The organism is Kribbella sp. NPDC055110 (assembly GCF_053607525.1).
Genome location: NZ_JBSGTS010000020.1, coordinates 17061 through 29828 on the forward strand (window position 1 = coordinate 17061; position 12768 = coordinate 29828).

The 12768-nt window shown below is 68.1% G+C and carries 15 protein-coding genes; 8 read left to right on the forward strand and 7 right to left on the reverse strand.

Annotated elements, in window-relative coordinates:
- Window positions 1–3: 3 nt before the first annotated feature.
- Entirely contained in the window at window positions 4–624 is a 621-nt protein-coding gene (locus tag ACWF0M_RS26935) for a TrmH family RNA methyltransferase (RefSeq protein WP_452238612.1), read from the forward strand.
- Here the strand turns inward: ACWF0M_RS26935 and ACWF0M_RS26940 are convergent.
- Both ACWF0M_RS26940 and ACWF0M_RS26945 read right to left on the reverse strand, forming a co-directional pair.
- A complete protein-coding gene (locus ACWF0M_RS26940; protein ID WP_452238494.1) occupies window positions 621–1049 on the reverse strand; it encodes a MarR family winged helix-turn-helix transcriptional regulator in 429 nt (142 codons plus the stop codon). The two genes, ACWF0M_RS26935 and ACWF0M_RS26940, sit on opposite strands and share 4 nt — an antisense overlap.
- Window positions 1050–1126: 77 nt before the next feature.
- The gene (locus tag ACWF0M_RS26945; RefSeq protein ID WP_452238495.1) at window positions 1127–1336 is read right to left on the reverse strand and encodes a hypothetical protein; all 210 of its coding nucleotides are present in this window, start codon (window positions 1334–1336) and stop codon (window positions 1127–1129) included.
- Between the two features lie 141 nt (window positions 1337–1477).
- Here ACWF0M_RS26945 and ACWF0M_RS26950 point away from each other — a divergent pair, with 141 nt between their 5' ends.
- From ACWF0M_RS26950 to ACWF0M_RS26960, 3 genes are all read left to right on the forward strand, one after another.
- Window positions 1478–2209 (forward strand): FUSC family protein, encoded by a 732-nt coding sequence (locus ACWF0M_RS26950; RefSeq protein WP_452238496.1) that lies wholly within the window; start codon window positions 1478–1480, stop codon window positions 2207–2209.
- Window positions 2199–3371 carry an alpha-amylase family protein gene (locus ACWF0M_RS26955; protein ID WP_452238497.1) on the forward strand — a complete coding sequence of 391 codons (1173 nt, stop codon included), beginning with the start codon at window positions 2199–2201 and terminating at the stop codon, window positions 3369–3371. Before ACWF0M_RS26950 ends, ACWF0M_RS26955 begins: the two co-directional genes overlap by 11 nt.
- Before the next feature lie 93 nt (window positions 3372–3464).
- Window positions 3465–3650, forward strand: coding sequence for a hypothetical protein (locus ACWF0M_RS26960; protein WP_452238498.1), 186 nt, complete (start codon window positions 3465–3467; stop codon window positions 3648–3650).
- Here ACWF0M_RS26960 and ACWF0M_RS26965 read toward each other — a convergent pair.
- The 3 genes from ACWF0M_RS26965 to ACWF0M_RS26975 are packed head-to-tail and all read right to left on the reverse strand — an operon-like array spanning window position 3639 to window position 7295.
- On the reverse strand, window positions 3639–5369 hold the full coding sequence (locus ACWF0M_RS26965) for an FAD-dependent monooxygenase (protein WP_452238499.1): 1731 nt from the start codon (window positions 5367–5369) through the stop codon (window positions 3639–3641). The two genes, ACWF0M_RS26960 and ACWF0M_RS26965, sit on opposite strands and share 12 nt — an antisense overlap.
- The gene (locus ACWF0M_RS26970) at window positions 5366–6211 is read right to left on the reverse strand and encodes an intradiol ring-cleavage dioxygenase (RefSeq protein ID WP_452238500.1); all 846 of its coding nucleotides are present in this window, start codon (window positions 6209–6211) and stop codon (window positions 5366–5368) included. The genes ACWF0M_RS26965 and ACWF0M_RS26970 overlap by 4 nt, the downstream gene beginning before the upstream one ends.
- Window positions 6212–6227: 16 nt before the next feature.
- A complete protein-coding gene (locus ACWF0M_RS26975) occupies window positions 6228–7295 on the reverse strand; it encodes a maleylacetate reductase (RefSeq protein WP_452238501.1) in 1068 nt (355 codons plus the stop codon).
- Between the two features lie 64 nt (window positions 7296–7359).
- Here ACWF0M_RS26975 and ACWF0M_RS26980 point away from each other — a divergent pair, with 64 nt between their 5' ends.
- Complete coding sequence (locus ACWF0M_RS26980) at window positions 7360–8142, forward strand: IclR family transcriptional regulator domain-containing protein (RefSeq protein WP_452238502.1); 783 nt, start codon at window positions 7360–7362, stop codon at window positions 8140–8142.
- 64 nt (window positions 8143–8206) lie between these two features.
- Complete coding sequence (locus ACWF0M_RS26985) at window positions 8207–9148, forward strand: GNAT family N-acetyltransferase (RefSeq protein ID WP_452238503.1); 942 nt, start codon at window positions 8207–8209, stop codon at window positions 9146–9148.
- A 13-nt stretch (window positions 9149–9161) separates the two neighbouring features.
- Here ACWF0M_RS26985 and ACWF0M_RS26990 read toward each other — a convergent pair whose 3' ends face one another.
- The gene (locus ACWF0M_RS26990) at window positions 9162–9581 is read right to left on the reverse strand and encodes a VOC family protein (protein WP_452238504.1); all 420 of its coding nucleotides are present in this window, start codon (window positions 9579–9581) and stop codon (window positions 9162–9164) included.
- 82 nt (window positions 9582–9663) lie between these two features.
- Window positions 9664–10683 (reverse strand): SIS domain-containing protein, encoded by a 1020-nt coding sequence (locus tag ACWF0M_RS26995; RefSeq protein ID WP_452238505.1) that lies wholly within the window; start codon window positions 10681–10683, stop codon window positions 9664–9666.
- A gap of 139 nt (window positions 10684–10822) precedes the next feature.
- Here ACWF0M_RS26995 and ACWF0M_RS27000 point away from each other — a divergent pair, with 139 nt between their 5' ends.
- The gene (locus ACWF0M_RS27000) at window positions 10823–11542 is read left to right on the forward strand and encodes a GntR family transcriptional regulator (RefSeq protein ID WP_452238506.1); all 720 of its coding nucleotides are present in this window, start codon (window positions 10823–10825) and stop codon (window positions 11540–11542) included.
- Window positions 11543–11734: 192 nt separating this feature from the next.
- The gene (gene fbaA, locus ACWF0M_RS27005) at window positions 11735–12760 is read left to right on the forward strand and encodes a class II fructose-bisphosphate aldolase (RefSeq protein ID WP_452238507.1); all 1026 of its coding nucleotides are present in this window, start codon (window positions 11735–11737) and stop codon (window positions 12758–12760) included.
- The last annotated feature ends 8 nt before the right edge of the window (window positions 12761–12768 follow it).

The window sequence follows — 12768 nt, forward strand, 5'->3', positions numbered from 1 at the left end:
GACATGGTGGGCCCGAGCGAGGTCGGCGTCGGTCCCTGGGAGGGCGACTGGCCGGACGACCCGCGGCTCGACCCGGAGCTGCTCGCGGGCGGCGACCGGCGCAACGTCGTGGACAAGTACCGGTACTGGAAGCTCGAGGCGATCGTCGAGGACCTGGACCGGCAGCGGAACCCGTTCCACGTGGCGATCGAGAACTGGCAGCACGACCTGAACATCGGCTCGGTCGTCCGGACCGCGAACGCGTTCCTCGCCGCCGAGGTCCACATCGTCGGTAACCGGAAATGGAACCGCCGCGGCGCGATGGTCACCGACCGCTACCAGCACGTCCGCCACCAGCCGGAGCTGTCGGACCTCGCGACGTACGCCGCTGAGCGCGGTCTACCCGTGATCGGCATCGACAATCTGCCGGGATCGGTGCCGCTGGAGACGTACGACCTGCCCCGGGAGTGCATCCTGCTCTTCGGTCAGGAGGGGCCCGGGCTCACCGACGACGCACACCAGATCTGCACTGCCGTGCTCTCAATCGCTCAGTTCGGCTCAACCCGCTCGATCAACGCCAGCGCCGCGGCCGCGATCGCGATGCACGCCTGGATCCGCCGGCACACGTTCGGTCAGCGACCTTAGGTTTCCTCGAGCAGTTGCTCGATCAGGTTCGAGGCCAGCCGCAGTACGTCCAATTCGGTCGGAGTGAGTCGTTCGGTCATGGCGCGGGTGAGCCAGTCGTCGGATTGGCGGACGTGTTCGATCAGCACCTGCAGGCCCCGCTCGGTGAGATCGATGGTCTGGCGGCGGCGGTCCCTTGTGTCCGGTGAGCGGCTGATCAGCCCGTTCTGGTCCAGTGCCGCGAGTACTCGGGTCAGCGACTGTGGCTGGACCCGCTCGGCGGCCGCGAGCTCGGTCGCCGTCAGCTGCCCGCGCAGGTGAAGCAGGCCGAGCACCGTGAGCCCGGCGCCGCTCGTCCCGTCGGCCGGGCGCTCGACCCGCATCCGGAGGGCGAGGCGCGTGCTCGCCCTCCGGAGCAGCGTCGCGGTCTCTCTCACATCGTTCACAAATACTACGCTAACACTTACTGTTCTTCGCTGATTAGCTTGCAGTCCTGTGGCACGGTGTTAAGCTCGGCTTACTTTCAGTCGATCAGAGAGTCGCTATGTACGCCGATCAGACCTTCGCTGCGCGCGACCTGGTCCGCTGGTCGCGGCAATCGCCTGCTGACCCCGTGCAACTGGTCGGCGTGGCGCTGTCGATGGCGGTCCCGATCGCGTACGGCGTGATCGCCGACGACCTCGTCCACGCCTCCTTCGCGGCCCTCGGCGCCATGGCCGTCAACTTTGTGCACCCACCAACCATTCGCAGACCGTTTTCATGGTTGGCCGGTGCTCAAAGTCGCGCGTTGTGGTTGGTGTGGGCTCAAGGTCGCGTTGGGGTTGTGGTGGCGGGGGCCGCGTTGGTTGGGGCGTGGTTGGGAGGTCGGGGGTGGGTGGGCGCGGCTGGGGTGGTGGTGCTGGCTGCGGCCGCGGCTTTGGTTGGTGGGTTCAGTCGGTGGACGGCTGATGCGACGGCTCGGTTCATCACGTTTCTGGTGCTGGCGACCGGGTTGGGTGGGGCGGCGTGGGAGGTCGCGCGGTGGTTTGCGGTCGGGGTGGCGTGGGCGATCCTGCTCGGGCTCGTGGCGGCCGCGTTCTCGGCACCGGTTGCCCCGGCCGGCGGCGCGCCGACGTACCGGCAGTTGTGGCGACGTTGGTGGGGAACGCTGCATCGCTTCGAGGGTTGGCAGTACGTCGTACGCCTGGTGCCGGCGCTCGCAGTGGCCGAAGTGATCGGCGTGCTGTGGCATCAGGAGAAGGGCTACTGGATCGCGCTTGCCGTCGTGATCGTGGTGCGGCGCCGCGGCGGATCATTGCTTCGGGCAACGCAACGCTGTCTTGGTACGTGCGTCGGCGTACTCGTCGGAGGCGCGCTCGTCCTCTGGGTGCCGCCGTCGTGGGCGATCGTGGCAGTGGTCGGTGTCCTCGCCGGACTGCGACCGCTGCTGAAGGAACGCAACTACGCGGCCTACGCCGCGGTCATGACCCCGCTCGTCGTTCTCCTGCTGGACCTCGGCCGTACGCCGGGACTCTCGACGGTCGGGTACCGCCTGATCGACACCGTGATCGGCTGCCTGATCGCGATCCTTCCTACTCTGGTTCTCAGGAGGCGACATGTGGCCTGACCACGCGATCTGGTGGCAGATCTACCCGCTCGGCTTCACTGCGGCTGAGAAGACGGCCCGTGAGACGGTTGTGCATCGCTTGCCGCAGTTGGAGAGCTGGCTCGACTACGCGATCGAGCTGGGCTGCAACGGGCTCCTGCTCGGTCCCGTTTTCGCCTCCGAAACCCACGGCTACGACACCGTCGACCATTTCCGGATCGATCCGCGCCTCGGTGACGACGCCGACTTCGACCGCCTGATAGACCAGGCGCACGCCCGCGGCCTCCGGGTCGCCCTCGACGGCGTCTTCAACCACGTCGCCCGCTCCTTCGCCCACCCGGAATGGTTCCGCGGCCGCGACACTTTCGAGGGGCACGAACACCTGGTGGCGCTCAACCACAGCAACCCCCACGTCGCGCAGTACGTCGGTGACGTCGTGCGGTTCTGGAACGACCGCGGTGTCGACGCGTGGCGCCTGGACGCGGCGTACGCCGTACCGCCCGAGTTCTGGCGTGACGCGCTGCCGAGGGACCGGGACACCTGGTACTTCGGCGAGGTGATCCACGGCGACTACGCCGCGTACGTCGAGAAGAGCGGGCTCGATTCCGTCACGCAGTACGAGCTCTGGAAGGCGATCTGGAGTTCGCTCAACGATCGCAACTTCTACGAGCTCTCGCACGCGCTCGGCCGGCACAACGCACTGCTCGACACGTTCGTCCCGCAGACGTTCGTCGGCAACCACGACGTGACCCGCCTCGCGACCCGGCTCGAGGACGAGCGCCATCTCGGGCATGCGCTGGCGATCCTGTTCACGGTGGCCGGCGTACCGAGTGTCTACTCGGGCGACGAGCAGGCGTTCCGCGGTCTCAAGGAGGATCGCGCCGGCGGGGACGACGCCATCCGGCCGGCGTTCCCCGGGTCACCTGACGAGCTGGCGCCGTACGGCAGGCCGACGTACCGCCTGCACCAGGACCTCATCGGCGTACGGCGTCGGCATCCGTGGCTGACCCGGGCGCGGACGACTGTCGAGCACCTCACCAACGAGTCGCTCGCGCTGCGGAGCACGCACGGTGACCAATCGATCGTCCTGCTGCTGAACATCTCCGATCAGGAGCAGCAATTCCCGCTCGCGAACACCCGGCCGGTTCCCGCCCACAGCTGGGAATTGTTGACAAGTCCGTAACCTTCCACCGCTTGCGCCCGTTGTTCTCGGTGAGACAGAAGTGAGGCTTCTCGTCGCGCTGGATGTGGTGACGGGGCACATGGGGGTTTGCTGATGAACACTCTGTGGGACGAACTGATACACGAGCTGGGCACCGTGCGCGCGTTGAGCGCGGCAGCTCTGGAGGCTCGGTCAGAGACCTCGAGAGTCGCGCTGATCACCCTGCTCGACGCCGAGACCGCGGAGATCTCGGCGATCCTGGACAAGATCCTCCGTTCGGAGGCGGCGTCAGCGGCCTAACACGCTGCTGACGGCCTGCTTCAGCGTTTCCGTCGCGTCGTCGGGCTGGTCGAACGCGCGGTAGGCGATGTGCGCGTCGGGCCGGACGAGCAGACAGCCCTCGTCCGGGACCTCGCGCGCCCGCGCCCAGTCGCCGTACAGGTCGTCCAGCTCACGGCCAGGCCCGATCACGAACGGCTCGATCGGTACGCCGAGCTGCTCGGACACGGACTGCGCTGCCTTCACCCACGCATCGCCGCCGATGCCGGTGAGCAGGGTGAACCGGCCCTTCCCGACCACGTCCAGCGTGCTCAAGGTGTCCGAACCGCGCGTCAGCCAGCAGTGCGGGATCCGGGCGCCGGGCCAGGTTGTCGGGTGGTAGTACAGCTCGTGATCCCGCTCGTACGGCGGCTCCGGCGTACCGTCGTCGACGACAGCGGACGACCGATAACGCTGCCCGAGCTCGACACCGTGCGCGTTGAACTCGTAGTCCTTCAGCTCGATCGCCTTCCGCAGTTCCTCGCGCTGCGCCGCGCCCTCCGGGGTGTCGTCCTTGCGTGACTCGATCGTCCGCCCGGCCGGCGCGTCCGGCGTCATGCCGAGGGCCCGGAAGATCTGCCCGAACTGGTTGCGGCTCTTGTTGGCGCGGTCAACGATCTGCCGCGCGATCGGGGCACGCTCGGCGTCGTAGCTCTGCAGCAGCTCGGGCGCGGCCTGGCCCTTGAGCACCAGCGCGAGTTTCCACGCCAGGTTGTACGCGTCCTGGATCGAGGTGTTCGAGCCGAGGCCGTTGCTCGGCGGGTGCCGGTGGATCGCGTCACCCATACAGAAAACGCGGCCCTTCGACAGCTTCTCGGCGTACATGTGGTTGACGCTCCAGACCGACGTACCTTTCAGCTTCACGTCGATCGTGTCGTCGCCGACCAGGTTGTGCACGATCTCGGTCGCCATCGCCTCGTCGACCACCGGGGCGGGCTGGTTGATGTCGTAGCCCCAGACGATCAGCCATTCGTTCCACGGGCGGACCATCCGGACGAGGCCCGCGCCGATCCCGCCGATCTGGGCGCCGGGCTGCAGGACCCAGTACAGAACGCTCGGGCGATGTGCGACGTACCGGCTCAGGTCGGCCTCGAACACGATGTTCATCGAGCCCTCGATGTCCATCGCACCCGCCATCGGCAGATCGATGTCCTGGGCAACCTTGCTCCGCCCGCCGTCCGCGCCGATCAGATACTTGGCGCGGATCTGGTACGTCGTGTCGCTCAGCCGGTCCCGCACCGTGGCGGTGACACCGTCGTCGTCCTGCTCGAGCTTCTCGTACTCCGTGTTGAACCGGAGCCGGGCACCGCGGGCGGCCGCTGTACTGACCAGGATCGGCTCGAAGAGCGTCTGGGGGAGATCCATGGGCAGGCACGGACTGGCTTCCGTGTAGTCGGCCAGGCGGCGTGGATGCGTGCCCCACGTGCGGATCCGGCCGATCTCCTCGCCGGCCAGGCTGGTGCAGAACGCGGTCTGACCCATCAGTTCGTGCGCGGTGCCCTTGTCGGTGACCTCGTCCTCGATGCCCGCGTCGCGCATCAACTCGATCGTGCGCTGGTTCGTGATGTGCGCGCGGGGCGTGTTGGCGGTCCAGCCGTACCGGGTGAGGACGATGTTGTCGACGCCGTACGTGGACAGGAAGAGGGAGGCGGCCCCGCCTGCCGGGCCACTGCCGACGATGAGAACGTCTGTGGTGATCATTGCTGAGCCTCCTCGGCGGTGGCGAGTACCAAGTCGTAGTTGACGGTGTAGTAGTTCTTGCCGTCGTCCTGATGCTCGATGAAGTCGGCGATCAGGGACTGCTTGACTCCGAAGACCGCGTCCGTGTCGAGGTACTCGTCCCCGGCCGCGAAGACATGGGTGATCAGGCGGGCGTATCCCGGTGCGGTGACCATGAAGTGGATGTGCGCGGGTCGCATCGGACCGCGCCCACCGGCTCGAAGCAGTTCGCCGACCGGCCCGTCGTCGGGGATCGGATACGCGACCGGCTTCACCGCCCAGAACCGGTAGTTGCCTTCGGCATCGGTCGTCAGATGGGCACGGTTCTGCGGACCGTCGAGTTCCTTCTGTACGTCGTAGAACCCGTCTTCGTCGGCCTGCCAGGTCTCCACGAGCGCCTGCGGGATCGGCTCGCCTTTGGTGTTGAGGACACGCCCGCTCACCAGGCACGGCTGTCCAGGGGCACCGTTCGAGATGTCGTCACCGAGCTGAACCTCGGGCGACCCCTCGACGAAGAACGGGCCGAACACAGTGGACTGCGTGGCCTCGGGCGGCTTCCGGTTCCCCAGCCCGACCGTCAGCATCGACAGCCCGAGTACGTCGGCCAGCAGCACGAACTCCTGTCGCGTGCCGGTCGAGATCTGACCGGTCCGGGTCAGGAAGTCGATCGCGGTGAAGTACTCGTCCTCGGTGAGGTCCACCTCGCGCGCGAACGCGTGCAGGTGGCGTACGAGGGCGCTCATCACCTCGCGGTAGCGGTCACTCGGGCTGTCCCCGAAGCTGGCCACCACGGCTGCGGTCAGGTCATCTCCTTGCAGGTCCATCCGGTCTCCTCGCTCATCAAGGTCGCGTACCGGACCAGGCGCGGGTCAGGATCTCCCGCACCAGGTCCTCCGTCACCGGGATCGGGTTGTCCGTCGGCTTGAACGCCGCGGCTGCCTCCGCGACCTGCGCCTCGGTCAAGCCCAGCTCCCGCAAACTCGTGGGCACCCCCGCTGACCGGAACAGGTCGAACAAGCCGCCCGCCAGATCTGCTGTGCCCAAGGCGGCTTCCAGTCGCGCTTTCGCTTGTGGAACTGAGGAAGCGTTGACGCGGGCAACCTGCGGAAGCACCGCCGCGTGTGTCTCGGCGTGCGGCAGGTTGTAGGTGCCGCCCAGCAGATGGCACAGCTTGTGATGTAGGCCGGTCCCAGCTGTCGCCAACGCCGATCCCGCCAAGCAGGCGCCGTACAAAAGCTTGCTCCGAGCATCTAAATCGTCGGGGGTGGCCAGTACATCCCGTAATCCGTTGCTCAGCGCCCGCAGTCCTTCCACCGCGGTCAGCTCCGTGATCGGATCGGCCTTCGGTGTCCAGACCGCCTCCACACAATGCGCGATCGCATTCGCCACGCTCGCCGCCGTCACCTTCAACGGCAGGCCGCGGCTCAACACCGGGTCATAAACCACGACCCGCGGCAACACCCGCACATCAGTCCCGGTGCTCTTACGCCCAGCCGTCGTCTCACCCCACACCGGCGTCATCTCAGACCCGGCGTACGTCGTCGGCACCGTAACAATCACCACCCGTTCGGTGGTGAGGGCGATCGCCTTGGCCAACCCGATCGCCGACCCGCCACCGATGGCGACGACCGCGTCCGCTCCGACCTCGCGTACCTTCGCCCGCGCGCCCTCCGCTACCTCGGTGGGGACATGCTGTGCCACGCCGTCGATCCGCCCGGCGAAGAGGTCGCCCAGTTGGCGTTCCACCAGGTCGGCCGCGGCGCGTGCGGAGTTCGTCGCCACCACGAGCGCTCGCCGTACCCCGAGAGCTTCGACCTCGGTCGCGACCTGGTCGAGTGAGCCCGCCCCGAACACCACCCGCCCGGGCAGGAACGTGTGCACGAATCCAGACTCCACTGGACCTGGCATCGGCAGCTCCGCTAGGATTTCGCTCAGCGAATAGTTCTTCTTTCAACGAAAAGCAGGCTAGCGGATGCCGGGAGACGCGTCTACAGGAACGTTTCTGCAGGGTCTGGAGCGCGGCCTCGCGGTGATCCGCGCGTTCTCCACCCAAGCGCCCTCGCTGACCCTCAGCGAGGTGGCGCGCGCGGTCGGCATCACACCCGCGACCGCGCGGCGGATCCTGCTGACGCTGGAGGAACTCGGCTACGTACGCAGCGACAACCGCCGTTTCTCCCTCACCCCACGCGTCCTCGCCCTCGGCTGGGCCTACCTCTCGTCCCTGGACCTCGGCGAACTCGCCGGCCCGTTCATGGAGGAGCTGAGCGCCAAGACCCGCGAGTCCTGCTCGATCGCAACCCTGGACCTCCCGGACATCGTGTACGTCGCCCGCGTGCCGACCAGCCGGATCATGACCGTCGCCCTCGGGGTCGGTGCCCGGCTGCCGGCGTACCCGACCTCGATGGGTCGTGTCCTCCTCTCCGCTCTGCCCGACGAAGACCTCATGGCCTACCTCGAAAACCTGCAGGCCGAACCGCTCACCGATCGCACGATCACGGCCCCGGATGACCTCCGCGCCAGCATCGCCCAGGCGCGCGCCGACGGTTACGCCCTCGTCGACCAGGAACTCGAACTCGGTCTCCGCTCCATCGCCGCTCCGATCCACAACTCCCGCGGGCGCGTCATCGCCGCGCTGAACGTCTCGGCTCACGCCTCCCGCTCAACGCCGACGTCCCTCTGTGAGGAGTTCCTGCCGCACCTTCACCGGGCGGCGACCCAGATCACCACCGCCCTCACCCACCGCGGCAGCTTCTGACGTCCTAGAAGTCGGCGCTGAATCCGGAAGTGGTCTGTCCGGAACCGGGCCTAGCATCTGACCCATGGAGCAGTCCTTCAGCGGCGAGGTCATCGAATGGCGCGGTCCGGCGCCGTACTACTTCGTCCCTGTGCCGGACGAGGAGGGCGACGCGCTGCGGGCCGTGGCCTCGGCCGCCAGTTACGGCTGGGGAATGCTGCCGATTCGCGCCCGGATCGGCAGCATCGAGTGGAAGACGTCGCTGTGGCCGAAGGACGGCAGCTACCTGCTCCCGCTGAAGGACGCAGTACGCAAGCCGCACGGACTGGACCCAGGCGACACGGTCGACGTCCGGCTCATGCTGGACGCGCTGCCCCGCCGCGAGACGCGGCCCGCGCCCCCGCGGACGCCCGTTCCGCGCCCCCCGGGCTCCCGCGAACCAATTGCCCCGGAACAGCTCACGATCGTCCCCGCGAACCAGGCGACCGCCGAGGACCTCGAGGCGATCTTCGGTACCAGGGGAGACACCGCGCGCTGCTCATGCCAGCGGTTCCGGATGCTGCCCAAGGAATCCTGGGCCTCGGAAGGCCCCGAAGAACTCGCCGCCCGGCTCCGTGACCAGACCGCCTGCGGAAACCCGAAGGCCAAGACCACGAGCGGCCTGGTCGCGTACCTCGACGGCGAACCCGTCGGCTGGTGCGCCGTCGCGTCGCGCGCCGACCACCCGAGGCTCCTCCGCGACTACCGGATCCCTTGGCAGGACCGCAACGAGGACAAGGCCGACACGACCGTTTGGGCCGTGACCTGCTTCGTCACCCGCGTCGGCTACCGGCGTCGCGGTGTCGGTCACGCACTCGCCCGCGCCGCCGCCGACTTCGCCCGTGAACGCGGCGCTCGCGCTGTGGAGGGCTACCCCGACTTCGTCGAAGGCGGATCGGTCGGCACTCTCGGCATGTTCGCCGACGCCGGGTTCGTCGAGGTGAGCCGGCCGGGCAAACGCCGCGCGGTGATGCGGATCGACTTCTGAACGTCCCGCGCCCTCAGGCCTTCAGTTCTTCGAGAATCTGCAGGTAGTGCGGGTTGTTCATGATGCCGATGAGGTTGCCGAACGGGTCGACGACCGACGCGGTGCGGAAGCCCGTGTTGTTGCCTCGCTCAACGATTCCTTCGTTGAGCGTCGCCCCGAGCTCGAGCAGCCGCGCGAGCGTGCCTTGCAGGTCGTCGACGTGCCAGTTGACGATCGCCCCGGCCGCCACCGGCCCGACCTGATGCGTCGCGTACTTGGCGTCGATGATCCCCAGCTCGCACTGGAAGTCCCCGAACCGAAACTCGACGTACGCCGGCTCCTCCGCGGACGGCACCGCGTAGTACGCCTCGATCCCCAGCAGCTCCTCGTACCAGCGCCGCGCCGCCTTCACGTCGCCTGCGTAGAAGCTGACAGTCGCAAGCCCTCGCAACATCGTGGTGGTCCTCTCTCAGGTGTTGCCCCGGTTGACGACCACCACGATTCCAGCCAAAGTGCTCACCGAGTGAGCACTTTGTTCAGTCGGTTTGGGTGACCTTGCGGAGGCCTCGGGGGGCGTCGGGGTCGAGGCCGAGTTTGCGGGCCAGGAGCTCGATCGCGCGCTGCGCCGGGATGACCAGCGCGAGCGGCGCCAGGGTTTCAGGGAGGTCGGGGCCGGCCAGGTTCACGTCGCAGCGGGAGGCGAAGGTCGGGTCGCCGCCGATGCCGAGGATCTTGCTGCCCTTCTCGCGGACGATGCCGGCCAGCTCGATCATGCCGGGCAGCGCGGGACCTTCGCCCGCCGCGACCAGGATCGTCACCAGGTCGGAGTCGACGACGGCGATCGGGCCGTGCTTCAGGTCGGCGTACGAGAGTCCGCGGACCGGCTGCAGGCAGGTCTCCTCGAGTTTCAGCGCGACCTCGAGCGTCGTGCCGAACGTCAACCCGCGACCGCTCGCCAGCACGTCGTGCGCCGCCGCCAGCAGGTCCGCGGCCGCGTCGACCGAGCCGGACAACATCTTGGTCGCGGCGTCCGGAACCCGCGCGATATCGGCGTCGAGCGTCCCCGGCCGCGGCGCGAGCGCGTCTACGGCGACCGTGATCGCGGCCAGCTGCGTCGTGTACGTCTTCGTGGCCGGTACGGCGAGCTCCTGGCCCGCCTGCGTGATCAGGGCGACGTCGGCCGTCGAGGCCAGCGGGCTGTTGCCGTCGTTCGTGATGCCGACGATCGCCGCGCCGTTCCGCTTCGCCCACTCGGCCGTGTCGACGATCTCCTGGGTCGCGCCCGACTGGCTGACCGCAACCACCAGCGAGTTCGAGAGGTCCAGGTTCGCGCCGTACAGCGTGGCGACCGAAGGAGCGGCCAGGGAGGCCTGCCGGCCGGCGTGGATCTCGGTCAGATAGCGGCCGTAGACCCCGGCGTTGTCGGACGATCCGCGCGCCACGAAGATCACGTTCCGGCGCCCGGCGGCCAGGCGGGTGATGTCGTGCCGCAGCGGCAGCACATGCTCGAACGTCGCCGCGAGCGCGGCCGGCTGCTCGGCGATCTCGCGCGCCATCTGGGTTTCCGAGGCGGGGACAGACACCACTACGATCACTGGTCCTATCTGGTCTTAACAGGTATGCTGCGCACGATAGCAGTGAGCGGCGTCCCGGGGCACCCCCGAGACCCGCCCAGGTCTGGAGGATCGAGATTCCATGGTGGCGACGAAGCGGGCCCAGGTCCGATCGGTGCTGGAACGGCTGATCGATGTCGACCTTCATCCCGGGGACCCGATCCCCTCCGAACGGGCCCTGGTGGACAAGCTGAACGTCTCCCGGGTGACCGTCCGGCAGGCGATCAGCGACCTGGTCGAGTCCGGCGCCCTGGAACGGGTGCACGGCAAGGGGACCTTCGTCACCGGTCCGCAGGTCGACTCGCAGCTGCACCTCACGTCGTTCTCCCGGGAGATGCGGGCCCGTGGCCTCGAGCCCGGCACCGTGGTGCTGTCGGCCAGCGAGATCGAGGCCTCCGACGAGACCGCGAAGGGCCTGCGGGTCCCGAAGGGCACCAAGGTGATCCGGGTCGAGCGGCTCCGCACGGCCGACGCGTCGCCGATGGCCTACGAGGTCGGCTACTACCCGTCCGCGCTCTTCCCCGGCCTGCTCGGCCGCGAGCTCGGCACTCTCTACGACGTCTTTGCCAGTGAGTACGACGTTGTCGTCACCTCCGGTGAGCAGACCGTCCGGGCGGACAACGCCGACGGTCATGTCGCCCGGGTGCTCGGCGTGGCCCGGCGGGCACCCCTGCTGGTCCTCGAGCGCACCACCTTCGCCGGCCGCAAGGTCGTCGAATTGTCCTGGTCGGCCTACCGCGCCGACCGCTACCGGCTGCACATGGCCCTGACCCCGCGCGGCCCGCGCACCGGGTCGGCCTGAGCCCGACGCGCGGTCGTCATCGGCCCGCAACGAACTGGACCTGTCCTGTTCATCAACTGGTCTGCATCCCTGCCGATCGCTCCCCGGCCACCGGGCCGGTTCGGCAGGTGGGCCGCCGGATCCGACGAAGTACCCGGCAGCAATACTGGAGCCGAACCCACAAGAACTGTGTTGTGAGGAGTACCGCGAGACATGCCTATTGCAACCCCTGAGGTCTACGCCGAGATGCTGGACAAGGCGAAGCAGAACCGCTTCGCCTACCCGGCCATCAACGTCAGCTCCTCGCAGACGCTGATCGCCGCGATCCGCGGTTTCGCCGAGGCGGGCTCGGACGGCATCGTCCAGGTCTCCACCGGCGGCGCCGACTACCTGTCCGGTTCCACCGTGAAGAACATGGTCAGCGGCTCGGTCGCGCTGGCCGCCTACGCGCACGAGGTCGCCAAGAACTACCCGGTGAACATCGCGCTGCACACCGACCACTGCCCGAAGGACAAGCTCGAGGGCTTCGTCCGGCCGCTGCTGGAGATCTCCGCCGAGCGCGTCGCCCGCGGCGAGAACCCGCTGTTCCAGTCGCACATGTGGGACGGCTCGGCGGTGCCGCTGACCGAGAACCTGGAGATCGCCAAGGAGCTGCTGGCCAAGACGGCCGCGGCGAGGATCGTCCTGGAGATCGAGGTCGGTGTCGTCGGCGGCGAGGAGGACGGTGTCGCCAACGAGATCAACGAGAAGCTGTACACCACCGTCGAGGACGGCCTGGCCACGGTCGAGGCGCTCGGCACCGGCGAGAACGGCCGCTATCTGACCGCGCTGACCTTCGGCAACGTGCACGGCGTCTACAAGCCGGGCGCGGTCAAGCTGCGGCCGGAGATCCTGGCGGAGATCCAGGACGCGGTCGGCGCCAAGGTCGGCAAGGAGCGCCCGTTCGACCTGGTGTTCCACGGCGGGTCCGGCTCGACGCTCGAGGAGATCCGGGCGGCGGTCGACAACGGCGTCATCAAGATGAACGTCGACACCGACACGCAGTACGCGTTCACCCGGCCGGCGGCGGGCCACATGTTCGCCAACTACGACGGCGTACTGAAGGTCGACGGCGAGGTCGGCAACAAGAAGGCCTACGACCCGCGCGCCTGGGGCAAGGCAGCCGAGGAAGGTATGGCGAAGCGCGTCGCAGAAGCCTGCGAAGACCTCCGCTCGACGGGCACATCCCTGAACGCCTGACATCATCT